23 protein-coding genes are annotated in these 25,180 nt (G+C 64.3%); 12 read left to right on the forward strand and 11 right to left on the reverse strand.

The features are described 5' to 3' along the window. Positions 1-66: 66 nt before the first annotated feature. From H3H51_RS03730 to H3H51_RS03750, 5 genes are all read left to right on the forward strand, one after another. The gene (locus H3H51_RS03730; RefSeq protein ID WP_183087663.1) at positions 67-642 is read left to right on the forward strand and encodes a chorismate--pyruvate lyase family protein; all 576 of its coding nucleotides are present in this window, start codon (positions 67-69) and stop codon (positions 640-642) included. 62 nt (positions 643-704) lie between these two features. After that, positions 705-1,598 carry a 4-hydroxybenzoate octaprenyltransferase gene (gene ubiA, locus H3H51_RS03735; protein WP_183087664.1) on the forward strand — a complete coding sequence of 298 codons (894 nt, stop codon included), beginning with the start codon at positions 705-707 and terminating at the stop codon, positions 1,596-1,598. A gap of 103 nt (positions 1,599-1,701) precedes the next feature. Beyond that, the gene (phoB, locus tag H3H51_RS03740; protein ID WP_183087665.1) at positions 1,702-2,391 is read left to right on the forward strand and encodes a phosphate regulon transcriptional regulator PhoB; all 690 of its coding nucleotides are present in this window, start codon (positions 1,702-1,704) and stop codon (positions 2,389-2,391) included. Positions 2,392-2,427: 36 nt separating this feature from the next. Next, positions 2,428-3,738 carry a phosphate regulon sensor histidine kinase PhoR gene (gene phoR / locus H3H51_RS03745; protein WP_183087666.1) on the forward strand — a complete coding sequence of 437 codons (1,311 nt, stop codon included), beginning with the start codon at positions 2,428-2,430 and terminating at the stop codon, positions 3,736-3,738. Between the two features lie 90 nt (positions 3,739-3,828). Further along, positions 3,829-5,169 carry a hemolysin family protein gene (locus H3H51_RS03750; protein ID WP_183087667.1) on the forward strand — a complete coding sequence of 447 codons (1,341 nt, stop codon included), beginning with the start codon at positions 3,829-3,831 and terminating at the stop codon, positions 5,167-5,169. A 115-nt stretch (positions 5,170-5,284) separates the two neighbouring features. Here the strand turns inward: H3H51_RS03750 and H3H51_RS03755 are convergent, their stop codons facing one another. Beyond that, the gene (locus H3H51_RS03755) at positions 5,285-6,070 is read right to left on the reverse strand and encodes a helix-turn-helix transcriptional regulator (RefSeq protein WP_183087668.1); all 786 of its coding nucleotides are present in this window, start codon (positions 6,068-6,070) and stop codon (positions 5,285-5,287) included. Positions 6,071-6,177: 107 nt separating this feature from the next. Between H3H51_RS03755 and H3H51_RS03760 the strand changes: the two genes are divergently transcribed. The 3 genes from H3H51_RS03760 to H3H51_RS03770 all read left to right on the forward strand — a co-directional run bounded on the left by H3H51_RS03760 (position 6,178) and on the right by H3H51_RS03770 (position 10,202). Then, entirely contained in the window at positions 6,178-7,281 is a 1,104-nt protein-coding gene (locus tag H3H51_RS03760; RefSeq protein WP_183087669.1) for a polyamine ABC transporter substrate-binding protein, read from the forward strand. Positions 7,282-7,353: 72 nt separating this feature from the next. Beyond that, entirely contained in the window at positions 7,354-8,463 is a 1,110-nt protein-coding gene (locus tag H3H51_RS03765; RefSeq protein ID WP_183087670.1) for a DmpA family aminopeptidase, read from the forward strand. 443 nt (positions 8,464-8,906) lie between these two features. Further along, positions 8,907-10,202, forward strand: coding sequence for a DUF1254 domain-containing protein (locus H3H51_RS03770; RefSeq protein ID WP_183087671.1), 1,296 nt, complete (start codon positions 8,907-8,909; stop codon positions 10,200-10,202). Positions 10,203-10,308: 106 nt separating this feature from the next. On the opposite strand, the gene H3H51_RS03775 is transcribed toward H3H51_RS03770, so the two are convergent. The 6 genes from H3H51_RS03775 to H3H51_RS03800 form a co-directional block, all read right to left on the reverse strand. Then, positions 10,309-11,112, reverse strand: a complete 804-nt coding sequence (locus H3H51_RS03775; protein WP_235981293.1) for an ABC transporter ATP-binding protein — start codon at positions 11,110-11,112, stop codon at positions 10,309-10,311. Between the two features lie 20 nt (positions 11,113-11,132). Next, the gene (locus tag H3H51_RS03780; RefSeq protein ID WP_183087673.1) at positions 11,133-11,936 is read right to left on the reverse strand and encodes an ABC transporter permease; all 804 of its coding nucleotides are present in this window, start codon (positions 11,934-11,936) and stop codon (positions 11,133-11,135) included. 233 nt (positions 11,937-12,169) lie between these two features. Then, entirely contained in the window at positions 12,170-13,159 is a 990-nt protein-coding gene (locus H3H51_RS03785) for an ABC transporter substrate-binding protein (RefSeq protein ID WP_183087674.1), read from the reverse strand. Positions 13,160-13,446: 287 nt separating this feature from the next. Then, a complete protein-coding gene (locus H3H51_RS03790; RefSeq protein WP_183087675.1) occupies positions 13,447-14,829 on the reverse strand; it encodes an aspartate aminotransferase family protein in 1,383 nt (460 codons plus the stop codon). A 31-nt stretch (positions 14,830-14,860) separates the two neighbouring features. Continuing rightward, complete coding sequence (locus H3H51_RS03795; protein WP_183087676.1) at positions 14,861-16,351, reverse strand: aldehyde dehydrogenase; 1,491 nt, start codon at positions 16,349-16,351, stop codon at positions 14,861-14,863. A 419-nt stretch (positions 16,352-16,770) separates the two neighbouring features. Further along, on the reverse strand, positions 16,771-17,571 hold the full coding sequence (locus tag H3H51_RS03800) for a carbon-nitrogen hydrolase family protein (protein WP_183087677.1): 801 nt from the start codon (positions 17,569-17,571) through the stop codon (positions 16,771-16,773). 412 nt (positions 17,572-17,983) lie between these two features. Here H3H51_RS03800 and H3H51_RS03805 point away from each other — a divergent pair, with 412 nt between their 5' ends. After that, positions 17,984-18,904 carry a LysR family transcriptional regulator gene (locus H3H51_RS03805; RefSeq protein WP_183087678.1) on the forward strand — a complete coding sequence of 307 codons (921 nt, stop codon included), beginning with the start codon at positions 17,984-17,986 and terminating at the stop codon, positions 18,902-18,904. Between the two features lie 97 nt (positions 18,905-19,001). Here the strand turns inward: H3H51_RS03805 and H3H51_RS03810 are convergent, their stop codons facing one another. Next, entirely contained in the window at positions 19,002-19,928 is a 927-nt protein-coding gene (locus H3H51_RS03810; RefSeq protein WP_220790810.1) for an autotransporter outer membrane beta-barrel domain-containing protein, read from the reverse strand. 733 nt (positions 19,929-20,661) lie between these two features. Here H3H51_RS03810 and H3H51_RS03815 point away from each other — a divergent pair. From H3H51_RS03815 to H3H51_RS03825, 3 genes are all read left to right on the forward strand, one after another. Further along, complete coding sequence (locus H3H51_RS03815) at positions 20,662-21,429, forward strand: DUF2971 domain-containing protein (RefSeq protein WP_183087680.1); 768 nt, start codon at positions 20,662-20,664, stop codon at positions 21,427-21,429. A gap of 200 nt (positions 21,430-21,629) precedes the next feature. Then, positions 21,630-22,073 carry an MAPEG family protein gene (locus H3H51_RS03820; RefSeq protein ID WP_183087681.1) on the forward strand — a complete coding sequence of 148 codons (444 nt, stop codon included), beginning with the start codon at positions 21,630-21,632 and terminating at the stop codon, positions 22,071-22,073. 91 nt (positions 22,074-22,164) lie between these two features. Further along, on the forward strand, positions 22,165-22,578 hold the full coding sequence (locus H3H51_RS03825; protein ID WP_183087682.1) for an MAPEG family protein: 414 nt from the start codon (positions 22,165-22,167) through the stop codon (positions 22,576-22,578). Between the two features lie 31 nt (positions 22,579-22,609). Here the strand turns inward: H3H51_RS03825 and H3H51_RS03830 are convergent, their stop codons facing one another. The 3 genes from H3H51_RS03830 to H3H51_RS03840 form a co-directional block, all read right to left on the reverse strand. Beyond that, positions 22,610-23,161 (reverse strand): YdeI/OmpD-associated family protein, encoded by a 552-nt coding sequence (locus H3H51_RS03830; protein WP_183087683.1) that lies wholly within the window; start codon positions 23,159-23,161, stop codon positions 22,610-22,612. A gap of 79 nt (positions 23,162-23,240) precedes the next feature. Then, positions 23,241-24,398, reverse strand: a complete 1,158-nt coding sequence (gene argE, locus H3H51_RS03835; protein WP_183087684.1) for an acetylornithine deacetylase — start codon at positions 24,396-24,398, stop codon at positions 23,241-23,243. Between the two features lie 81 nt (positions 24,399-24,479). Continuing rightward, positions 24,480-25,154, reverse strand: coding sequence for a DUF1028 domain-containing protein (locus tag H3H51_RS03840; RefSeq protein WP_183087685.1), 675 nt, complete (start codon positions 25,152-25,154; stop codon positions 24,480-24,482). Between the last annotated feature and the right edge of the window lie 26 nt (positions 25,155-25,180).

The raw sequence follows: 25,180 nt of genomic DNA on the forward strand, positions 1-25,180 counted from the left end.
GACGCTCTACGCTGCCAAATCGACATGTTAAGCTCGCGCCTTCCCGTCATTGTCGAAGCCGTTGCCTTGCCTCCCGCCGCACTCCCCCACCCGCCCCGCTGGCTCACTTGCGCGCAACTGCACCCGGCGCCCGCGCCGCTGCTGCGCGACTGGCTATTCGATCAGGGCTCGCTGACCCGCCGCCTCTCGGCCCTCAGCCGCCAGCAGTTCAGTGTACTGCCGCTGCAGCAGGGCTGGCAGGTGCTGCGCAGCGATGAATGCGCGGCGCTGCAGGTGCCGAATGGCAGCCAGGGCTGGGTGCGTGAAGTGTTCCTGCGCGGCGCCGGCGAGGCCTGGGTGTTCGCCCGCAGCGTGGCGGCGCGTAGCGCCCTGGAAGGCTCGGGTTTCGACCTGGGCAAGCTGGGCAGTCGCTCGCTGGGCGAGTTGCTGTTCAGCGACCGGGCCTTCGCCCGCGGCGAGCTGCAAACCTGCCGCTACCCCGCGGCCTGGCTGCCAGCCGAGGCGCGCGAAGAGCGCCTGTGGGGCCGGCGTTCGTGCTTCTGGCGCGACGGGCTCGGTGTGCTGGTGGCCGAGGTGTTCCTGCCGGCGTTCTGGGAGCAGGCCGCAGCTCCCGAACAGCAAAGCGTGATCGAGCCAACGTAGCGTTCGATAGTCTGCGGCGCCCGGCCCCGTATAATCGCCGCACCTCGCCCGGAGAACCGTCGATGTACACCACCCTGCTGCAATCGCTGAATCGCCTGCACCCGCGCACCTGGGACTTCATCCAGCTGATGCGCCTGGACAAGCCGATCGGTATCTACCTGCTGCTGTGGCCGACCCTGTGGGCGCTGTGGGTGGCGAGCAAGGGTGTGCCGGACGCCAAGCTGCTGTTCATCTTCGTTGCCGGCGTACTGCTGATGCGTGCCGCCGGCTGCGTGATCAACGACTACGCCGACCGCCACTTCGACGGCCATGTCGCCCGCACCCAGGCCCGCCCGCTGGCCAGCGGCAAGATCAGTGTGCGCGAGGCGCTAATCCTGTTCGCCGTGCTGATCGCCCTGAGCTTCATCCTGGTGCTGTTCACCAACCTGACCACCATCCTCCTGTCGTTCGGCGGCCTGGCCCTGGCCGCCAGCTACCCGTTCATGAAACGCTACACCTTCTACCCGCAGGTGGTGCTCGGCGCGGCGTTTTCCTGGGGCATGCCGATGGCGTTCAGCGCGGTAACCGGCGAGCTGCCGCCGCCCGAAGCCTGGCTGCTGTACCTGGCCAACCTGCTGTGGACCGTGGCCTACGACACCTACTACGCGATGACCGACCGCGAGGACGACCTGAAGATCGGCCTGAAATCCACCGCCATCCTGTTCGGCGATGCCGACCGCATCATCATCCTCTGCCTGCAGGGCCTGGCACTGCTGTGCCTGGCCATGGCGGGCGCGCGTTTCAGCCTGGGCATCTGGTTCCTGCTCGGCCTGTTCGGCGCCGCCGCCTGCTTCGCCTGGGAGTTCTGGAGCACGCGCAACCGTGAGCCCCAGGCCTGCTTCGCCGCCTTCCTGCACAACCACTGGGCCGGGTTGGCGATCCTCGCCGGCATCGCCCTCGACTACGCGCTGCGCTAGGTCGATGGCAGTGCGGCTACAGAGATGCCGCCACGCTGTCACATCGCTGCAATAATTCCGTTATCTAATGCGGCGCAAGACAGATAAACCGAGGCAGGACCCCATGGTTGGCAAGAACATCCTGATCGTTGACGACGAAGCGCCGATCCGCGAAATGATCGCAGTGGCGCTGGAAATGGCCGGCTACGACTGCATGGAAGCCGAGAACACCCAGCAGGCGCATGCGATGATCGTCGACCGCAAGCCCGACCTGATCCTGCTCGACTGGATGCTGCCGGGCACCAGCGGCATCGAGCTGGCCCGCCGCCTCAAGCGCGACGAGCTGACCGACGACATCCCGATCATCATGCTCACGGCCAAGGGTGAAGAGGACAACAAGATCCAGGGCCTGGAAGTCGGCGCCGACGACTACATCACCAAGCCGTTCTCGCCGCGCGAACTGGTGGCCCGGCTCAAGGCCGTGCTGCGCCGCGCCGCGCCGAATGACGGTGAGTCGCCGATCGAGATCGGCGGCCTGCTGCTCGACCCGATCAGCCACCGCGTGACCATCGACGGCAAGCCTGCCGAAATGGGCCCCACCGAATACCGCCTGCTGCAGTTCTTCATGACCCACCAGGAGCGCGCCTACACCCGTGGCCAGCTGCTCGATCAGGTGTGGGGCGGCAACGTCTATGTCGAGGAACGCACGGTCGACGTGCACATCCGCCGCCTGCGCAAGGCACTGGGCGAGGTCTACGAGAATCTCGTGCAAACCGTGCGTGGTACGGGCTACCGTTTCTCCACCAAGAGCTGAGCCTGCTGCACTGCAGTGACTGAAAGGAAGCGATAGGTGAATCCAAACTGGCGTGGTGCCGTGGTGCGCCACCTGTTGTTGCTCCTCGCCGGCTGCGGGCTGCTGGGCCTGATCAGCGGCCAGTACGCCTGGGCCCTGGTGCTCGGCCTCGGCGCGTACCTGGCCTGGCACGTCAAACAGTTGCTGCGCCTGCACCGCTGGCTGCGCGAGCGCCAACCGGACGAAGCGCCGCCCGAAGGCTACGGCCTGTGGGGCGAGATATTCGACAACATCTACCACCTGCAACGCCGCGACCAGCGCGTGCGCGGCCGCCTGCAGGCGGTGATCGACCGCGTGCAGGAGTCCACCGCAGCCCTGCGTGATGCGGTGATCATGCTCGACAGCGATGGCAACCTGGAGTGGTGGAACCTCGCCGCAGAAACCCTGCTCGGCCTGAAAACCCCGCAGGACAGCGGCCAGTCGATCGCCAACTTGGTGCGCCATCCGCGCTTCAAGGAATACTTCGACCAAGGCAAGTTCCACGATGCGCTGGAGCTGCCCTCGCCGATCAACGACCGCAAGCGCCTGCAGTTCCAGATCACCCAGTACGGCAACCGCGAGCACCTGATGCTGGTGCGCGACGTCACCCGCTTGCACCAGCTGGAGCAGATGCGCAAAGACTTCGTCGCCAACGTCTCCCATGAGCTGCGCACGCCGCTGACGGTGATCAGCGGCTACCTGGAAACCCTCCTGGACAACGTCGAAAGCGTCAATCCGCGCTGGCTACGTGCCCTGCAGCAGATGCAGCAGCAAGGCGCGCGCATGCAGAACCTGCTGAATGACCTGCTCCTGCTGGCCAAGCTGGAAGCCACCGACTATCCCTCCGACAACCTGCCGGTGGCGGTCGACCTGCTGTTGCTGAGCATCAAGAACGACGCCCAGGCGCTGTCCGCCGCGCACAACCACGGCATCAGCCTGGAGGCCGATGCCAGCCTCAAGCTCAAGGGCAGCGAGGCCGAGCTGCGCAGCGCCTTCTCCAACCTGGTGTTCAACGCGGTGAAGTACTCGCCGGACGACGGCGAGATCCGCATCCGCTGGTGGCGCGACGAGCAGGGCGCGCACTTCAGCGTTTCCGACAGCGGCATCGGCATCGAGGCCAAGCACCTGCCGCGCCTGACCGAACGCTTCTACCGGGTCGACTCCAGCCGCGCCGCCAACACCGGCGGCACCGGCCTCGGCCTGGCCATCGTCAAGCACGTGCTGCTGCGCCACCGCGCCCGCCTGGATATCGCCAGCGTGCCGGGCAAGGGCAGCACCTTCACCTGCCACTTCCCGCCCCAGCAGATCGCCGGCGCCCAGCCGCTCTAACCTGCGAAAACACCCCGCCGGCCTTTGCGACTTGCAATCGCCGGCGTCAGCCGCCACCCTTTAGCCATCTTTGGTCACCCCTCCCCCCCAATGGACCCTTCCTCTAGTCACACCGCCGCTACTTATTTCGCCGATATCGGCCTCATGCTGTTCGCCCTGTTCCTCGTCCTGCTCAACGGTTTCTTCGTGGCGGCCGAGTTCGCCATGGTCAAGCTGCGCTCGACCAAGGTTGAAGCCATTGCCGAGAAAAACGGCTGGCGCGGACACATCCTGCGTACCGTACACAGCCAGCTCGACGCCTACCTCTCGGCCTGCCAGCTGGGTATCACCCTGGCCTCCCTCGGCCTCGGCTGGGTCGGCGAGCCAGCCTTCGCCGAGTTGCTGACACCACTGCTGAGCGCCATCGGCATGGAGTCGGAGAAGCTGATCCACGGCATCGCCTTCTTCTTCGCCTTCTTCATCATTTCCTACCTGCACATCGTGGTCGGCGAGCTGGCACCCAAGTCCTGGGCGATCCGCAAACCCGAGCTGCTGTCGCTGTGGACGGCCGCGCCGCTGTACCTGTTCTACTGGGCCATGTACCCGGCAATCTTCCTGCTCAACGCCAGCGCCAACGCCATCCTGCGCTTCGCCGGCCAGGGCGAGCCAGGGCCGCACCACGAGCACCACTACAGCCGCGACGAACTCAAGCTGATCCTGCACTCCAGCCGCGCCAGCGACCCCAGTGACCAGGACATGCGCGTACTGGCCTCGGCCGTGGAAATGGGCGAGCTGGAAGTGGTCGACTGGGCCAACTCCCGCGAAGACCTGGTCTACCTCAACAGCGACGCCAAGCTGGACGAAGTGTTCAGCCTGTTCCGCCGCCACAAGTACAGCCGCTTCCCGGTGTACGACGAGGAAGCCGGCAGCTTCATCGGCCTGCTGCACATCAAGGACCTGCTGCTGCAGCTGTCGCTGCTGGAAATGCTGCCGTCCAAGTTCAAACTGACCGAGCTGCTGCACCCGCTGGAACGCGTGACCAAGCACATGCCGCTGTCTTCGCTGCTGGAGCAGTTCCGCCAAGGCGGCGCGCACTTCGCCCTGGTCGAAGAAGCCGATGCCAAGGTGATCGGCTTCCTGACCATGGAAGACGTGCTAGAAGCCCTGGTGGGCGACATTCAGGACGAACACCACAAGGCCGAGCGCGGCATCCTCGCCTACCAGCCGGGCAAGCTGCTGGTGCGTGGCGACACGCCGCTGTTCAAGATCGAACGCCTGCTCGGCATCGACCTTGACCACATCGAGGCCGAGACCCTGGCCGGGCTGGTCTACGAGAGCCTCAACCGCGTGCCGGAAGAGGAAGAAGTGCTGGAGACCGAAGGCCTGCGCATCATCGTGAAGAAGATGAAAGGACCGAAGATCGTGCTGGCCAAGGTGCTCAAGCTGGACTGAGCAGCGGTTGGCTTCTTCCCCTCACCCCAGCCCTCTCCCGACGGGAGGGGGAGCCAGTCCGAAGTGCTGCAGAGCACCGAGCCCCTATACCACCTCGCTCAAGCCCCTCTCCCCCCTAGCCCGCTCGCTCCGCGCCCTGCTGCAGAAACAGGGCGAACAGCTCGGCGTGGCTGGCCACCTTGAGCTTGTGGTAGAGGTTGCGCCGGTGCACTTTCACCGTCTCCGGCGAGATGCCCAGGCGCTGGGCGATGGCCTTGCTCGAGAAGCCCTGCAGGATCAGCCGCGCCGTCTCGCTCTCGCGTTCCGACAGCCCCGCCGTGAAGTGCTCCACCCGCGCCGCAAGTTGCGTCTCCTGCGCCTGGGCCTGCGCCACGGCACCACCCTGCAACTGCAGATGCCGGCGCATCGCCGCCAGCACCCAGTCGCGCACGCACAGCAGCGCCCCCAACTGTTCCGCGCGTAATGGCTGATGGCTGCCGAGGGACAGGCCGAACACCACGCCCTCGTGGTTGAGGATGAACTGCAGCTCGTCACGCCCGACCACCCGCTGGAAATAGCTCTGGTAGTACTCGCTCTGGCGGAACTGGTCCGGGGCGATGTGCTCCAGCCAGTGCAGGCCATCGGCGATGCCGGCGCAGGCCGCCTGGTAGAACGGATCGAGCAGGTACATGCCGTTGCAGTAGTCGCGCAGCTCATCGCCATCGGCCGGACCGCTGAAGTCGAAATCGGCCAGCACCTGCGGCACCCGCTCGCGGGCCATCAGCACCACCAGCGCATTGTCCGCCGGCAGCAACAGCCGCAGGGTATCCACCAGGCTGCGCCAGAAACCCTCACTACCGATGGCCGCGAACACCCCGGCCAGGCCCTGGTGCATGGGTAATTCCTTGAGCAACGCCTGCACGACCTACCCCTTTCGAGTAACCCTTGGTGGGAATTGGTGACGGCGCCACCGCGCCCTAGTCTGAGCCTGCCCGGACGACTCGCGTCCCACCGCAGGAGTACTCCATCATGCTTCGCCGCTCCACCTTGCTCAACCTCGGCCTGGTCACCAGCCTGTGCAGCGGCCTGGCCAGCGCCGCCAGCGACGTACCCAGCGTGCATGTCTACAACTGGTACGACTACATAGGCCCGACCACCCTCAAGGACTTCCAGCGCGACAGCGGCATCCTGCCGGTCTACGACACGTTCGACAGTGGCGAGGTGCTGGAAGCCAAGATGCTCACCGGGCACAGCGGTTATGACGTGGTGGTCGCCAGCAACTTCATCCTGCCGGGGCTGATCAAGGCCGGTGCCATCCAGAAGCTCGACCGCAGCCAGTTGCCCAACCTGCCGCACCTCAACCCCGTGCTGCTGGAAAAGCTGCGCGCCAACGACCCTGACAACCTCTACGCCGTGCCCTACCTGTGGGGCACCGACGGCCTCGGCTACAACGTCGACAAGATCAAGGCGGCCCTCGGCGAGGACGCCCCGGTGAACTCCTGGGACCTGCTGTTCAAGGAAGACAACCTGGCCAAGCTCAGCCAGTGCGGCGTGGCGCTGCTCGATGCGCCCGCCGAGATCATGCCGATCGCCCTGCACTACCTCGGCCTGCCGCCCAACAGCAGCAACCCCGAGGACTACAAGAAGGCCCAGGCGCTACTGCTCAAGCTGCGGCCCTACATCACCTATTTCGACTCGTCGAAGATCCAGAGCGACCTGAGCAACGGCGACATCTGCCTGGCCCTGACCTGGTCCGGCACGGTGCACAGCGCCAAGCAGGCCGCCGAGGAAGCCGGCAAGGGCGTGCGGGTGGAATACAGCATCCCGGTGGAGGGCGCGCCGCTGTGGATCGACAACCTGGTGCTGGTCAACGACAGCCCACGTCCCGCCAACGGCCTGGCCTTCATCAACTACCTGCTGCGCCCCGAAGTGGTCGCCCCGGCCACCGACTGGATCATGACCGCCAACGCCAACCGCGACGCCACTGCGCTGGTCACCGCCGCCGTGCGCGACAACCCGGGCATCTACCCGCCGCCGGAGGTGATGGCCAAGCTGTTCATCCTGCAACCGCAAAGCCACGCCATCGAGCGAGTGCGTACCCGCGCCTGGAGCAACATCAAAAGCGGCCATTGAGATCGCCCGTCATGCCCGCGCAGCGCCCATCCGGCCTGCGCTTTCAAGCCCCAACTGCCAGAGACTGTTTGTATGAAACCACGTGCCCGCGATCTGGGAATCACCATCGGCCAGCTGCAACCCGGCCCGTTCAATGCCATCACCGACGTACCCGGCGTGCGCGTCGGCCATGCCACCGTGCAAGGCCTGGCCGCCAACGGCAAGACCATCAACACCGGCGTCACCCTGATCGAGCCACGCCCGGCGGCCGCTCACCTGCACCCCTGTTTCGCCGGCGTGCACGTGCTCAATGGCAACGGCGACGCCAGTGGCCTGGAATGGATCCGCGAGGCCGGCCTGCTGAGCAGCCCGGTGGCCTTCACCAACACCCACAGCGTGGGCACCGTGCGTGACGCGCTGATCGCCCTGGAGCGCGCCGAAAACAGCGACGAGCAGCGCCTGTACTGGAACATGCCGGTGGTGCTGGAAACCTTCGACGGCCTGCTCAACGACATCAACGGCTTCCATGTGCAGATCGAGCACGTCGCCGCCGCCCAGCAGGCCGCCAAAAGCGGGCCGGTCACAGAAGGGGCCATCGGTGGCGGCACCGGGATGATCTGCCATGAACTCAAGGGCGGCAGCGGCACCGCCTCGCGGCGCCTGAGCGCCGAACAGGGCGGCTGGACCGTCGGCGCCATCGTCCAGGCCAACCACGGCAAGCGCCGCGAGCTGCGGGTCGACGGTTATCCGGTGGGCCGCTACCTGGCCGAGACGCCTTCGCCCTTTGCCCAGGCCGCCCTGCCGCATCCAGGCATGGGTTCGATCGTGGTCTGCCTGGCCACCGATGCGCCGTTGCTGCCGCACCAGTGCACGCGCCTGGCCCAACGCGCCAGCCTCGGCATCGCCCGCACCGGCGGCGGCAACGAGGATTGCAGCGGCGACCTGTTCATCGCCTTCGCCACCGGCAATGCACTGACCCCGACCGACTATGCGCGCAAGGGCGCCTTCACCCAGACGCTGCAGATGGTCAACAACGACCACCTCAGCGAACTGTTCCTGGCCGCCACCGAGGCCGTGGAAGAGGCCATCATCAACGCCCTGCTGGCCGCCAGTGACACCAGCGGCAACGGCCATCAGGTCAAGGCGCTGACCGCTGAAGCGATGCTCGAAGGGCTGCGCCAGGCGGGTTGGTCGGCGCAGTAGGTTGGGCTGACGCAGGGGGATAGCTTGGCGCTGCCGGCCCTGGGTCCCCGCCTGCGCGAGGACGACGGGGCTTTGAGATTTGCTGGCTCTGCCATGGCGTTGTAGCGGGCATGTAGGCCGCTAGAGGGCTATTCCTGCACCCTTCACTCCCCAGCCCGTCGTCCTCGCGCAGGCGGGGACCCAGTGGGGTCAGCACAGAAGCCGGAGCCTCAAATAGGTTAGGGCGCGGAGCGCAGCGGCGAAGCCCAACGCGAACCGGCGTCGGACCGCCCCCTACGCCGCCACCGCCTGCGCGACCTTACCGGCCAGGATCAACTCCGCGCCTTCTCACCGATCATGATGCACGGCGCGTTGGTGTTGCTGCTGACGGGAACGCCTCTCCCTTATGCCTCAGATTCCTGACTACACTTTCAACTTCATTCAAAAACGTAGAGGGAGTTCTCATGAGGAGAACCATATTTGCCGCGTCTCTGCTTTCACTAGCGATTCCAGCTTTTGCCCAGATACCGGACAAAGTCGCAGAAGACGCCTACATCTATGCCTACTCGATCGACGAGGCCTACAAGTTTTTCTATGAAACGGCGGTCAAGACCGACACGCCCCTGAACCGCTTCCAAAACATCCGGCATCTGGCCGATGACACTTACAGTGATCACCCGACCATCAACAACGATACCCTGCACCTCATGGGCTGGCTGGATGTGGCTGCCGAGCCAGTGATTGTCAGCGTTCCAGACATGGACAAAGGGCGTTACTGGATTCTGCACACGATGGACATGGGCCACTACACAACGTCGATGATCGGCTCGCGCACCCACGGTACAAAAGGCGGCCAATTCATGTTCGCGGCCACCGACTGGAAAGGAGATGTACCGGCGAGTGTTGACGAAGTGGTTCGGGTCGACTCCAACCTGATCAAGCTCATGGGCAGGATCATGGCTACCGGGCCTGAAGATGAAAAAGCAGCGCTCAACTACATGGATGAGTGGAACGTGCGCACACTCTCAGCCTACCTGGGCTTGCCGGGGCCGAAAGAAAAGCAGCGCACCTACCCCGACCCGGAAAAGACCAACTGGCTACAACGGGTTAACTTCGTCCTCTGCGACGGCAGCATGGGCAAGGCTGATAAAAAGTGGCTGGATCAGTTCACTTCGGTGGGGCTGAAACCGTGCAAGGAAGACTTCACCAAGGATCAGCTCGCCGCCGCGAAGAAAGGCGAAGAACTGGGTATGGCGCACATCAAGGAACTGGCGCCGAAGATGAACGACTCCGGAAAGTTGCTGGGCACCCGTGAACAACTCGGCGATGGCGCTCGCGAACTGTTCGCGGAAGGGACTTACATCGGACAGTGGGGCCTGCCACCAGAGGAAAGTGTCTACCTCAAGGCAGAAACCGGCAGCGACGGTAAACCTCTGAATGGTTCCAACGGCAAGAAGTACCGCATCCACCTCAAGGCGCCGGATGTCAGTCAGTTCTGGTCATTCACTGTGTATGCGTCCGACAACCGACTCATGGCCCATAACGATCTTAATCGCCACAGTCGCGGCGACCGGACACTGAAGCCTGACGCTGACGGGATGTACACCATCGAACTGGCCGCTAAAGGCGACGCCAGCAATCCTCACTTCCTGCCGATCCCGGAAAAGGACGCCTACATCATCTTGCGCATGTATGGCCCAAGCAAAGATGTGCAGAAAGGCAGCTATAAATTCCCGCCTATCGAGGTGGTCAAGCCCTGACTGTCTCGCTGTTCCGGTAACTGACCTTCCCCCCCTGCCAGCTACCGGGCAGCTTCACTCAAAATGATCGTTCCCACGCTCCGCGTGGGATCCATCACCAAAAGCCTCAGTGCACTTCAGCCAGGTCGTCGTGCAGCAGGCCGAGGATCTGCCGCTTCATGTCGATGAATTCTGGCTCCATGACCACGTCGAGGGTGCGCGGACGGGCGATCGGCACATCGAGGATCTGCTTGATCCGCCCCGGTCGCGCGCCCATCACGTAGACGCGGTCACCGAGCAGCACCGCTTCGTCGATGTCGTGGGTGACGAACACCACGGTCTTCTTGCTGTGGCCCCACACGCGCAGCAAGAGCTGCTGCATCTGCAGGCGAGTCTGGCTGTCGAGGGCGCCGAAGGGTTCGTCCATCAGCAGGATCTGCGGGTCGTTGGCCAGCGCGCGGGCAATCGCCACGCGCTGCATCATGCCGCCGGAGAGCTGCTTGGGAAAATGCCCGGCGAAGTTCTTCAGGCCGACTTCGCCCAGGTAGTGCTCGACGATGGTGTTGATCTCGTTCGACGGCAGGCCACGGCGCTTGAGGCCGAACTCGACGTTCTGGCGTACGGTCAGCCAGGGGAACAGGGTGTAGCTCTGGAACACCATGCCACGGTCGGCGCCCGGCCCTTCGACCTTCTGCCCGCCCACGTAGATCTCGCCTTCGCTGGGTTCGGCCAGGCCGGCGGTGAGGTACAGCAGGCTCGACTTGCCGCAGCCGGAAGGCCCGACGATCACCGCGAACTGCTGGTCCGGCACCTCGAAGGACACCTGGTCCAGGGCGGTGAAGGTCTCGCCTTTGGGCGACTGGTAGCGCAGGCTGACTTTATCCACCCGCAGACGGGCCGGCACGTCAGCGTATTCGCTCAGCGCGGGCATGGTGTATGGCTTGGTCACGGCTAGTGCGCCCATGCGGCAATCCTCAGTCGAAGCAGACGGAACAATTGGTCGGTGATCAGCCCGAGCAGGCCGATGATGGCGATGGCGAGGAAGATCACGTCGACCTGGAAGCCACGCATGGCCTTGAGGCTGATGTAGCCGAGGCCGCTGCTGGCCGCGACCAGTTCGGCCACCACCAGGTAGGTCCAGGCCCAGCCCATGGTCACGCGCAGGGTGTCCAGCACGCCGGGCAGCGCCGCTGGGCCAAGCACATGGAAGATCACGTCGCGGCGGTTGGCGCCGAGGGTGTAGCTGGCGTTGATCAGGTCCTTGGACACGCCTTTCGACACGTCGGCGATCATCACCAGTTGCTGGAAGAACACGCCGAAGATGATCACCGCCACGCGCTGCTCCAGGCCGATGCCGATCCACAGGATGAACAGCGGTACGAAGGAGGTCACCGGCAGGTAGCGGATGAAGTTGACCAGCGGCTCGATCAGCGCCTGGACGATACGGAAGCTGCCCATCAGCAGGCCCAGCGGCACCGCCACCAGGGACGAGACGATGAAGCCGATCATCACCACTTCGATGCTCGCCCACACATGCTTGCCCAGGGTGCCATCGCCCCCCAGGCGCACGGCGGCGGCGACGACATCACCGGGCGTCGGCAGGAACATCGACGGCACCACGCCGCCGTAGGACAGACCGGCCCACAGACCGATCACCAGTAACCAGCACAGGGTGCTGGCACCCAGAATGAGTTGGCCAGGCAGCTCGACCTTGGGGGTCAGGCAGCGTTGCAGCCAGGATTTCTGTGTGGCCATGACCACCTCCACATCAACAGCAGGAATGTCCGCCGCACACCCTGGGGGTGCGGCGGCGCAGGTATTTCGTGATTTCGCGAACCAGGGAAACGCCGAACTCTCCATCTACCGTCGCTCCCGCGCAGGCGGGAGCCCAGGTGCCGCGGGCCTTCTGGATTCCCGCCTTCGCGGGAATGACGGTTTTTCAGCGTTTTCCTAACAGCCGGAAGCCGGCCCGAAGGCCGCGCCGCCAATCACTTGGGCGTAACGAAACGGGTGTCGACCAGGTCGTCATAGCTGACGTTGTAGGGCTTGCCCTGCAGGCTGGTCCAGGTGTCGTTGGCCAGCTTGATGATGCCGGCGATGTCACCCTCTTTACCCGGCGTGCCCAGCAGCTTCTCGCTCATGGCCTGGTCGTAGAACTTCACGCCCTTGGCCGCTTCGGCCAGATCCTTGGGGTCGGACAGGTAGCCGCCGACGCCCTTGGCCATGATCGCGTAGGCCTCCTGCGGATGGGTCTTGGTGTACTCGACTGCCTTGTACAGGCCGCTGACCAGCGCCTTCACATCCTCCGGCTGCTTGTCGATCACGTCGCAGGACAGCGCCACCACGTCGACGATCACGCCGGGGGTTTCGCTGCTGTCGATCAGCACCTTGCCCTGGCCCTTGGCCTTGACCAGCGACAGGTGCGGTTCCCAGGTCACGGCCGCCGGTACACGGCCGGCGATGAAGGCGGTGGCCGCGTCGTCGGCGGTCATGTTCTGGATTTCCAGGTCGCTCATGCTCATGCCTTTCTGCTTGAGCAGGTAGGACAGCCAGAACTGCGACACCGAGCCTTCGTTGACCGCGACCGACTGGCCCTTGAGCTGCTCCAGGCTGGTGACGTCCTTGCCCACCAGCACGCCGTCGCCACCGTGGCTTTCGTCCAGTGCGGCAACGGCCTTGAAGCAGAAGTCCTTGGAGCGGTACTTGAGGATTTCATCGATGGTCGACGCCGAGCCGGACAGCTTGCCGGAGGCTTGCGCCGCCATGTACATGGCCGACTCCTCGATCACGGTGAAGTCGACATCCAGGCCCTGTTCCTTGAAGTAGCCGAGGTCGCGGGCCAGGTACAGGGTGCCGTAGCCGACCCAGGTGGTGTGGCCGATGGTCAGGCTGCCAGCCTGGGCGCTAGCGGCGGCGCCCACGGCGAGTGCCGCGGTTAGAAGGGACAGCGAGGTACGCTTGAGCAAGGACTTGCGCATGGAACACTCCCACAGCCTGACGGCTTTAGTTATTGGTTGAATAGCGGGGCAGTAATTGGCCACTGGCCAAGGGGTTCCGTGACCCCGGCCTCTGTCGGGCCGGGGTTCTTGTTCTGGGCTGACACCCGCTGCCGGGCGCCACGGTTCACGCAATGAAACGGTGGAGCACTGTAGGAGCCAGCTTGCTGGCGATCAGCGGAGCAACAGCCAGTAGCCCGGACTTCAGTCCGGGGCCTGCTGGTGACTCCGCTCCCGGACTGAAGTCCGGGCTACGGAATGCGTGACGCTTACAACAGCTTCAGTTCGCGGGCGCTGCGGTCCACCGCGCGCTTGGTCTTCTCCACCAGTTCGTCGAGTTCGGCGCGGGTCGCCACCAGGGCCGGGGCCATGATCATGCGGCCCTGGGTGGAGCGAATGATCAGCCCCTCGTCGAAGCCATGGGTGCGGCAGCCCCAGGCGATATCGCCTTCGTTGGCGAAGCGCTTGCGGGTGGCCTTGTCCTCGGCGAACTGCAGCGCGGCGACCAGGCCGACACCCTGGATTTCGCCCACCAGCGGGTGATCGCTGAAGGTGTCGCGCAGCAGCTTCTGCAAGTACGGGCCGGTGTCGTTCTTCACCTGGGTGACGATGCCTTCGTCGCGCAACGCCTTGAGGTTGGCGATGGCCACGGCCGCCGCCACCGGGTGGCCGGAATAGGTCAGGCCGTGGGCGAACACACCGCCCTGCTGCACCAGCACGTCGGCCATGCGCTTGCTCAGCACCAGGCCGCCCATGGGGATGTAGCCACTGGTCAGGCCCTTGGCGATGGTCAGGGTGTCCGGCTCGAAACCGAAGTGCTGGTGGGCGAACCACTCACCGGTGCGACCGAAGCCGCCGATCACTTCGTCAGCGCTCAGCAGTACGTCGTACTTGCGGCAGATGCGCTGGATTTCCGCCCAGTAGCTGGCCGGCGGGAAGATCATGCCGCCAGCGCCCTGGAAGGGTTCGGCGACGAACGCGGCGACGTTCTCGGCGCCCAGTTCGAGGATCTTGGTTTCCAGCTCGCGCGCCGCCTTGAGGCCGAACTCCTCTTCCGTCAGGTCGCCGCCCTCGGCGTACCAGTACGGCTCACCGATGTGGGCGAAGTCCGGCAGCATGCCGCCCATCTCGTGCATGAAACCCATGCCGCCGAGGGCGGTGCTGCCCAGGGTGGAGCCGTGGTAGCCGTTCCAGCGGCCGATCATGATTTTCTTCTGCGGCTTGCCGAGGATCTGCCAGTAGCGGCGCACGGTGCGGATCAGCACCTCGTTGGCCTCGGAGCCGGAGTTGGTGTAGATGGCGTGGCTGTAGTGCGCCGGCAGCAGGCTGAACAGCAGCTCGGACAGCTCGATCACCCGCGGGTGAGTGGTGTGGAAGAACAGGTTGTAGTACGCCAGCTCTTCCAGCTGGCGGCTGGCGGCGGCGTTGAGGTCGGCGCGGCCGTAGCCCAGCGCGGTGCACCACAGGCCGGACATGCCATCCAGGTAGCGCTTGCCGTTGCTGTCCCAGAGATTCAGCCCCTGGCCCTTGGTGATCACCAGGGCGCCCTTCTCGTTGAGCGCCTTCTGGTCGAGGAAGGCATGGATGTGGTGCGCCGCATCCAGCGCCTGGTAATCCTGGGTGGAACGGGTCGGGGTGATCTGGGCAGTCATCGCAAGGTCTCCTGGCATGCCGGTACGCAACTCAACGGAGTTGGAACCAGGTCGTTTTAAGCTGGGTGTATTTGTCGAACGAGTGCAGCGACAGGTCGCGGCCAAAACCGGATTGCTTGCCGCCACCGAAGGGCACGCTGACGTCGAGGGCGTCCACGGTATTCACCGACACGGTGCCCACCTTGAGCCGGCGCGCCACGCGGTGGGCGCGATTGAGGTCATCGCTCCACACCGAGGCCGCCAGGCCGTAAATGCTGTCGTTGGCCAGGCGCAGGGCCTGCTCTTCGCTGTCGAATGCAGTCACCGCCAGCACCGGGCCGAAGACTTCCTCACGGGCCAGGCGCATGTCCGCCTGCACGCCGGTGAAGATGGTCGGTTCGATGAAGTTGCTGGAGCCGTTGAAGCTCAGCTGGCGGCCGCCGCAGACGCGCTGCACGCCGGCACCTTCGGCACTGCGGATGAAGTCCATGATGCGTGCCGTCTGGCGCTCGTCGACGATGGCGCCGGCGCGGCTGGCCGGGTTCAGTGGGTCACCCGGCTGCCAGTCGCGGGCCTTGGCCTGCAGGCGCTCGATGAATTCGTCGTGGATCGAGCGTTCCACCAGCAGGCGCGAGTTGGCCGAGCAGACCTCGCCCTGGTTGAAGAAGATGCCGAAGGCGGCTTTCTCCGCCGCCAGGTCGAGGTCCTGGCAATCGGCGAACACCAGGTTGGCGCTCTTGCCGCCGCACTCCAGCCAGACCTGCTTGAGGTTGGACTGCGCCGAGTAGGCCATGAAGTATTTGCCCACCTCGGTGGAGCCGGTGAACACCAGGCAGTCCACGTCCGGGTGCAGGCCGAGGGCCTTGCCGGCGCTTTCGCCGAGGCCCGGCACGACGTTGAACACGCCCTCCGGAATCCCGGCTTCGAGGGCCAGTTCGGCCAGGCGCAGGGCGGAGAACGGCGACTGCTCGGCGGGCTTGAGAATCACCGAGTTGCCGGCGGCCAGGGCCGGCGCGAGTTTCCAGGCGGCCATGTCCAGCGGGAAGTTCCACGGCACCACGGCGGCGACCACGCCCAGGGCTTCGCGGGTAATGGTGGCGAGTACATTGCCGGCGCTGGGCGCTACCTGGTCATAGAGTTTGTCGATGCTTTCGGCGTACCAGCGGAACACCCCGGCCGCGCCCGGCACGTCGATGTTCCAGGCGTCCATCACCGGCTTGCCCATGTTCAGCGAATCGAGCAGGGCCAGTTCGTCGCGGTGGGCGAGGATCAGGTCGGCGAGCTTGAGCAACACCTGCTTGCGCTCGGCCGGTGTGCGTTGCGACCACACCCCGGCCTCGAAGGACTGGCGCGCGGCACGCACGGCCAGGTCGACCTCGGCGGCGCCACAGGCGGCAACGTTGCTCAGCAGTTGCCCAGTGGCCGGGTTGAACGACGCGAAGGTCGCGCCCGACTCGGCGGCGACCAGGCGCCCGCCGATCAGAGCACGATCGATGAAGCGTTGCTGTTGTGCCCGTTGTTGCCAGTCACTGAGCTCGTACACCGCTATCCCCTTCCACCGATTGAATGGTTGTTGCGGACTGATGGTGGCCGAAGCGGGGGGATAGGAAAATTATTAAAAATGTCATCGGGACATACGAAAAAGCTGCCTTGCCCCGCACCACTTTCGCGCAGCCTGCCGGCTTGTTGTGCAACCTGCGGAATTGGCGTCGTCCAGCCTGCCTGGAGTGGCTGCAACGGCACGCCGTTAGCGCCCCGACGCAGCGCCGGAGCCGTCACTCAGAATCGGCCTGGATACCGCATGGCGCCTGGCTCCGCACCAGCAGCGCCAGACCAGCAACGCACGCGCCGAGCACCCGCACGGCGTGTTCGCTCGCGCCACGGGAAACAGGCGAGAAACGCCCGCCACGCACCCACTAATGCCCCATCGCGGGGCACCCGGCAGGCCCTGGCGCGGATGAATCAGTCGCCCGTCAGCGCCCCATACAAGGCCGGGCGGCGATCCTGCAGATAGGGGAAAACCTCGCGCCATTGCGCACTGTTGGCGCGTGACAGATCGGTCACCAGCAGCGCCTCGCCACCGGCCGCCACCACCAGGCGCTGGCCATTCGGCGCGGCCACGCAGGAGCCACCGAGGAAGGCCAAACCCTCCTCCACGCCGCTGTGGTTGCAGTAGGCGACGAACACCTGGTTCTCCACCGCCCGCGCCGGCACGATCAGCTCCGGCACGGCGGTGTATTCCGGGGTCAGCGCGGTGGGCACCAGCACCAGTTCGGCGCCGGCCAGGGCCAGGGTGCGCACGTTCTCCGGGAATTCCACGTCGAAACAGATCAACAGGCCGACCCGCCAGCCGGCGAACTCGACCGGCGCCTGCAGGCTGTCGCCCGCCGTGAACAGCTCGCGCTCCATCGGCCCGAACAGGTGAGTCTTGCGGTAATTGGCCAGGCTACGCCCCTGGGCATCGATCAACTGCGCCGAGTTGTAGGGCTTGCCGCCCTGCTCGTGCCGTTCGGCATAGCCGTAGCAGATGGCCACGCCATGCTCGCGCGCCAGCGCGGCAATGCGCTGCGCCGCCGGGCCATCGGCCGCCTCGGCCAGGGCGGCCATTTGCGCCGGCAGGTTGTAGCCACCCAGCCACAGTTCGGGGCACAACAGCAGCTGCGCGCCGCTGGCCACCGCCGCGCGCACCTGGGCTTCGAGTGCCTGCAGGTTGGCGGCTACATCGCCGGGAAAGCCTTGGGTTTGCCATAGGGCCAAGCGCATCGTGTTCTCCTGATCGTGTATGGGTTTTGCAGAGTATTCGGCCAATGCGTAGCACGAATCGCACCCGGCCTTCCCAGCCCGTCATCCTCGCGAAGGCGGGGATCCAGAAACAGCCACTCGGTGCATTCCCGATTCATCGAGTTGGCTATAGCACTCTGGGTCCCCGCCTTCGCGAGGACGACGGGGGAAGGTGGAATCGCGTAGCGACGACGCTCGGCAGTCACGCGCGTAGTCATCAAGTGTGTCTACGCCCGCCTGTGTCGGGTTCTTCGCGACATTAAACAGGCTCTAACGAACACCGCAGGCCATGAAAAATATCCCTGCAAGCGAGAAAAATGTTCATCAACCACGCCAGCCACCCAGCCCCGCAACGGGGTATGGTGCTGGCTGCAATCATTTGTCGAGATCTGCTGTGGCTTCCTACACCCTGCGTCAATTGAAGTATTTCGTCACCACCGTCGAGTGCGGCAGCGTCGCCGAAGCGTCGCGCAAGCTGTACATCGCCCAGCCGTCCATTTCCACTGCGATCAAGGGCCTGGAAGAAAGTTTCGGCGTGCAACTGTTCATCCGTCACCACGCCCAGGGCGTATCGCTGACCCCCAGTGGCGCACGCTTCTACCGCAAGGCCCAGGAGCTGCTGCGCATGTCCAAGGAGTTCGAACAGAACGCCCTGGCCGACAACGACGTGGTGGCCGGGCAGATCGACATCGGCTGCTTCGAGACCGTCGCCCCGCTGTACCTGCCACGCCTGATCGCCGGCTTTCGCGAGCGCTTCCCCGGTGTGGAAATCCGCCTGCACGACGGCGAGCAGCAGGAGCTGGTGCAAGGCCTGACCGGCGGGCGCTTCGACCTGACGATCTTCTACGAGCACGACCTCGACAGCACCATCGAAACCGAATCGCTGATGCCGCCGCAGCGCCCCTATGCGCTGCTGCCCGAAGGCCACCGCTTTGCCAGCCAGAGCCAGGTATCGCTGCGCGACCTGGCGTTGGAGCCGATGATCCTGCTCGACGTGCTGCCGAGCCGTACCTACTTCGTGAGCATCTTCGAGGAACTGGGCCTGACGCCGAACATCGTCTTCAGCTCACCCTCGATCGAGATGGTGCGCGGCATGGTTGGCCAGGGTTTCGGCTTCTCGGTGCTGGTCACCAAGCCACATTCGGAATGCACCTACGACGGCAAGCGCGTGGTCTGCGTCAACATCAGCGAAGACATCACCGGCTCCGCCCTGGTCGCCGGCTGGCTCAAGCGCAGCCAGCTGACCAAGCCGGCGCGGCTGTTTGTCGAATACTGCAAAGAGCAGTTGGCGCCGGTCGCCGCCAAAGCCGAGTAAGGGCTTACTGATCGTGTTGATCGTTCCCACGTCGAGGCGTCGAACCGCCCGCGTGGGAATGCAGTGGACCGCCTGCCTAGCGCCATAGAGGCAGCGCTTAGAAGCTCATGGCCAGCCCCAGTGACGAGCCATACACGTTGTCGCCCCACATGTAGCGCAACACCAGGCGGGTGCGCGTGATGAAAACGTCATAGGCGCTGGAGTCCAGCTCCAGGCCCGCGCCAACGGTGAACAGCCGATCGAAACCGAGCGCCCCGCGCTGGTCGCCCAGGTATTCGGAATACGAGTGCTCCAGCACATAACGCACCGGCCGCTGCAGCGCCACGAAACCGGTCGGCGCCCGCCAGCGCGCCCACAGGTTGGTGGCTTCGGCGCTGGCCGAACCCTCGATCGCCTTGTCGCCGCCGATGTTGTGCAGCTCGATGTTGCTGTAGCGCAGCTCCAGGTCGACCTCGTAATCGGGGCGCACGCGCTCCCAGTCCAGCATCAGCGAACCGCCGAGCCCGCCGACACTCATGTGGCCGTCATCGAGGAACTCGATGTCGCGGTCGAAACGCTGGTTGATGAAGACCCGGGCCAGGTTGACGTCGCTACTGATATAGCCGAGCGAGAAGTTGGCGATGGGCCGCACCACCCACTCGTCATTCAGCGGGAAGTCCCAACCGATGCCGCCGGTGGCCGACACCGTGGTCCATTTGAGTGGCACCCGCCGCGAATCCTGGCCGTCGCTGAGGACAAAGCGCGGGTCATAACGGCTGTAGGCGGCCGAGCCTTCCAGGTACAGCGGGAAGTCGTCACTCATGGTGGCGCCACCGCCGAACTGCACCAGGGTCAGGTTCGGATTGTCGCTCTGCGCATCGTTGAAACTCAGCGAGCTGGACGCCAGGTCCGGCACCACCGAGAACGACATCAAGGCCAGCACGCCGTTGACCTTCTCCTCCAGATCAACCTGCGACAGCCGCAGCGGCTCAGCCTGCGCCTCCAGCGCCACCAGCAAGCCCAACCCGCCAAGGCATCTGCCCATACCGCGTGCCCGCCTGTGCATACCCATCCCCCTTGCGAACAATTCCTGGCCACCCAGGCCGCGCCTCCTCGCCCTGGAGAAAAGGCGCTTACCGCAGGATAGCGGAGCCCTTCGCCGACATTGTTACGCCCACCCATTGCGAGACGAACGGCAAAACAAGCCAAGGGCAAAACCGCTGCGGCTAGCAGCGCGGCGAGATACCCGGCACCCGGTGGACAGCCTGATGGCAAAACAGTAGCGTCAGACATTAACGGCCAAGCAGTTGCTTGGCTAGCGGGCTTGTCGTGCTGGATGCGCTTACTTGCAAGGGCTGTGGTGTTGGCCCTAAGTGCGCAGTAACTGAGTTAACGACAAGGAATGTTATTCGACACTTATGCCGCCTAATAGTAATTAGGTTCCACTCAGAAAAAAGAGCCTGCACATGACGCCATACAAAAACAACAACGGAAACTCCAACGTCGAGTCTTTTGACATAACCGACGATGCAATTCATGTTCGCTTCAAATCGGGTCGCTTTCGGAATTACCTCTACAACTCACTGCGCCCAGGAAAGCTCGTCGTCGACCGCATGAAGGCTCTAGCTGTCCAAGGACATGGTCTGAATTCTTATATTTCGACAACGGTCAGAAGTCGCTTTGTCCGGAAGTGGTAAACCTAAAAATGCGATCAAAGCGCTCACTTCGCTCGCTGAAACCGGCGAAGCCGGCCCATTATCTAAATCGTTAGGCCATCCATGATCGAATCAACGAATCAGGTTTCACATTCGGGCAAGCTCTCCGTCCGACTTGCACACCCGAGCTTTCCTCAACCTGAAAGAGACGTAAAAGTCTGGCGCTACATGAGCCTGGCCAAACTCATTTCGCTTCTTGAAACTAAGTCTCTCTATCTAACCCGTGTTGATAAATTTTCTGATCCATACGAGGGAACTCTCACTGCCCGCACAGCCGCTGGGATAGAAGCCCATCTCAAGCAATTGGGCTCGTCAAATGGTTTTGAAGAGCTGCGCGAAATATTTAAGAAAAGTCGAATGGAAACCTTCGCCTCATGCTGGCACGCGAATGATCATGAATCTGAAGCTATGTGGCGCTTGTACTGTGGGTCAGCCAGTGGCGTAGCAGTTCAAACAACCTATTCCAAATTAGTCAATTCAATCGAGCACCAATACGATGTTCACATCGGCCTAGTTCGTTATATTGACTACACCGAAGGCATGTTTCCCGACGCGAACACCTTTAGCCCATGCATGCATAAGAGAGCATCATTCTCTCATGAGCATGAAGTTAGGCTGGTTCATTTCTCCATGTCTCCACCGGAGCCTGAGGTATCCCCCGAGAGTTCGAAAATACCCTGGGACCTCCAAGTCTATGCCGACCGCATTTATGTCGATCCATATGCACCAACCTACTACTTCGAGGCGGTTAAAGCAGTTCTCGCAGCTATGTGCCCATCCTTGTCGCCGAGGCTAGAATGGTCACAAATGAAATCCCTGCCATTTTACTAGACCAACATTCGCACAAGCATGTACAACCGCCATGCGCAGCAAAGATGGAGCATCGAGTTTCTGTAGCTAGCATCCCCATCCTAGCGCGGCCTAACAACTGGTTTAAACCACTCGCCTCGCTCACTCGGGACCGGCTAAAGCCGGCCCGTTAACCAAAAGTTACGCATCACTAGATAATTCGAGAAAGCATGGAGCCCTCTATGACAATATCCGTGCAACTACTTGGCCCAGTAATCGCGTTGGTTGCATGGACAATGGTGATGTGGCTGTGGATGTACGCTACACGGCTTCCCGCGATGCGTGCGGCGAGCATGAAGCCCGATTCAAATGCCCCGCGAGGTGAGCAAATGTCTTCGCTGCCTGCGCGCGTGCGCTGGAAGGCGGATAACTACAATCATTTGCTGGAGCAGCCAACACTGTTCTATGCACTGGCAATTTCGCTGGCCTTGTTGGGTGTGCAATCTCCCACCTGCCTGCTGTTTGCCTGGGCGTATGTCGTCCTGCGAATCGGGCATAGCCTGCTACAAACCCTGGTCAATAAAATCGAAATCCGCTTTTTACTGTTTGCCCTGTCGAACATCCCCTTGTTCGCACTGACTTATATGGCCGTTATTGCACTGTTGAATGCGCCGAGCGCGGCATAACAACGGGTTGAAGCGGTTCGCTTTGCTCTCCAGTACGTGGAGCGGGCCATGCACAACATCACACCCTACTGTTTGACGACCCGGAGACTGCATGACGCATCCCCTGCTTCTGCCCATGGCTGCCCACGTCGCCCTCGCCGCGCTGCTCTACGTGCTGCTCACCGTGGCCCGTGCGCCGAAGATCTGGGGCATTGGCCAGCGGGCAGATGGCTCCAACCCCTGGGCGACCATCGAGCCGCGCATCAGCGCCAACCTGTCCAATCAGTTCGAGTGGCCGCTGTTCTTTTATGCGGCTTGCCTGCTGCTGATCCAGGGGCAGGTGGATAGCGCGGTGGCGGTGCTGCTGGCATGGGGCTTTATTGCCGGGCGCCTGATCCACAGCGGCGTGCAGGTTTTCACCGGCAACATCCGCCTGCGCGGGTTGGTGTTTACCATCAACTTTCTGGCTGTGCTCGGGCTGTGGGCGGTGCTGCTGCAGGCGCAACTGGCTGGATCAGCCGTCTAACCAGGCGCCAGCCGCACAGTTCTGCAGCGGCCTATTCCGCCGCTTCGGGGGCGCAAAAGGCCTTGCTGTAGTAGCCGGAAGGATCGAAGCAGCACACCCGCTTCTTGCCGGAGGCCAGCATGTCGCAGGCATCGGCTATGCGCTTGGCGCGGGTCTTAAGCTGCTTGGCGGAAGTGATCCAGTGAATCCAGTCCAGGCGCGCGATGGGGGTGGTCGACTGCCACACCGCCAGCGCCGCCGGGGCGGCCTGCAGCGCCTCATGCAGGTCGTCGGGCACCGCCGGCTCCGGCTCCTGCGGCAGCGTCATGACCTCCAGGGTGACGCTGTCACCGGCCGTCACCCCGGCGGCCTCGCACAGCTGCCGACTGAGCGGCAACCAGTGGCCGAGCTGACCGTCCGGCTCGAGGGTGGCCTGGAAGCGCTGGTCGTCGAGCGACACCGCCACCGTTACCCGGCCACGGCGGGGCAACTCGGCACTCACCGCCTCGGGCAGCACGACGAAGGCCCAGAAGGCATCGCCATCGGGCTTGGCGGGACGGCGCAAGGTTGCACTGAAGGTGGAGCGGTTTTCGTTGGTAGTCATGGCGCATCCGCAGCCGATGGGCCGTCCCGGGTGATGGACAGCAGCAAGCCTAGCTGCGAATAGCCTACAGGTGATCGGTTCAGGCCGTCTGCTGCAGCCACCCCACCAGCCGCGCCAGCATGGCGTCGCACTGCGCCAGTTGGTCGAGGCTGACGTATTCGTCCGGCTTGTGGCCCTGGTCCATGCTGCCGGGGCCGCAGATCACGGTGGCGATGCCGGCTTCGTCGAACAGGCCGCCTTCGGTACCGAAGGCCACGGTGGAGAAATCCCGCGAGCCGCTGAGCAGGGCCAGCAGTTCGGCGGCTTCGCTGCGGGCGTCGGTGAACAGGCCGGGGTAGGCGCTGAGCGGGGTGAAGCGGATCGCCGTGTCGGCCTGCACGGCGCGCATGCGCGGCAGCAGTTCGCGCTCGGCGTAGTCCTGCAGTTCATCCGCCACCTGTTGCGGATCGTCCGCCGGCAGGGCGCGCACTTCGAAGTCGAACTGGCATTCGGCGGGCACGATATTCAGGGCGCGGCCGCCGCTGATGGTGCCGGTTTGTACGGTCGAGTACGGCGGATCGAAACGCGTGTCCTGGCGTTCGGGCGCAGCCAGGCGTTCGCCGATCTCGCCGAGGCGGCCGATCAGCCGGGCGGCGTATTCGATGGCGTTGACTCCCTGCGGCGCGTAGGCCGAGTGGCAGGCCGCGCCGTGTACTTGGCAGCGCATCGCCAGCTTGCCCTTGTGGCCGAGCACCGGGCGCATCGCGGTCGGTTCGCCGATGAGGCAGATGGCCGGGCGCTCCGGGCTGGCGCGCAGTTGTTCGACCAGGCTGCGCACGCCCAGGCAGCCGATTTCCTCGTCGTAGGAGATGGCGATATGCAGCGGCAGGCGCAGCGGCTGGGCGAGGAAGGCCGGCACGGTGGCCAGCACGCAGGCGATGTAGCCCTTCATGTCCGCCGTGCCACGGCCGTAAAGCTTGCCGTCGCGCTCGGTCATGCTGAATGGCGGCACGCTCCAGGCCTGGCCATCGGCCGGCACCACGTCGCTGTGCCCTGAGAGCATCACTCCGCCCGGCCCTGCCGGGCCCAGGCGCGCGTGCAGGTTGGCCTTGGTGCGCTCGGCGTTGAACAGCAGTTGGCTGGCGATGCCGAAGCCGGCCAGGTAGTCGCGGACGAACTCGATCAGCGCCAGGTTGGACTCGCGGCTGGTGGTGTCGAAGGCGATCAGTTTTTCCAGCAGGGCGCGGCTGTCGGGCATGGCAGGTATCTCTGTAATAGGCAGGGGTTACCCCTCACCCCAGCCCTCTCCCGGAGGGAGAGGGGGTAGTCCGTAGAGTGCTTACTCGTCGCCTGGCACGCCATAGCTCGGCGCCTGGGTCGGGTCGAGGGCGCGGGTGATGTAGTCCTGCATCTGCGGCTGGTAGGCCTTCCACAGGCCGGCCAGCTCGCCGATGGGGTCATGTTCGGCCCAGTCGACGCGCAGGTCGATCACCGGCCAGACCAGCTCGTCGACCACCTTGAGCGCCGCCGAATGCACCGGCCCGGCCTCGCCACCGGCGGCCATCGCCGCCTGCATGGCCGCCAGCAGGCGTTCGGCCAGGCAGCCGCCGGCCTGTTCGAAGGCAGCCACCATGGCCGCGATCACCGCCGGATCGGACAGCAGGTTGCCGGCCGCCACGCACTGCTCGCCGGCCACCGCGTTGTGCAGGCCGAGGGCCTCGCTGCCGGTGAACAGCGCGGTGGCGCCGTGGCTGTCGATCACCGTGACTTGGCGGAACTGGCCATAGCCGTTGCTGCCCAGGGCCTTGTCCAGCGCCGCGCTGGGGCTGGCGCCGGACTCCAGCAGATCGAGAATCTGCGGGCCGAGGGCCGGCAGGGTGACGTTCTGCGTGGCCACCGCACCCACCCCGGCGCGCAGCCAGGGGCAGCGCGCGCCAACGGCGATGCTCGACGAGCTGATGGCGATACCCAGTTGCCCGGTTTCGGCACAACGGCCAACGATGGAAAAGGTCATGCACACTCCTTGGAAGCGCTATTCGA

It is taken from the genome of Aquipseudomonas ullengensis (genome assembly GCF_014174475.1).
Taxonomy (GTDB): domain Bacteria; phylum Pseudomonadota; class Gammaproteobacteria; order Pseudomonadales; family Pseudomonadaceae; genus Aquipseudomonas; species Aquipseudomonas ullengensis.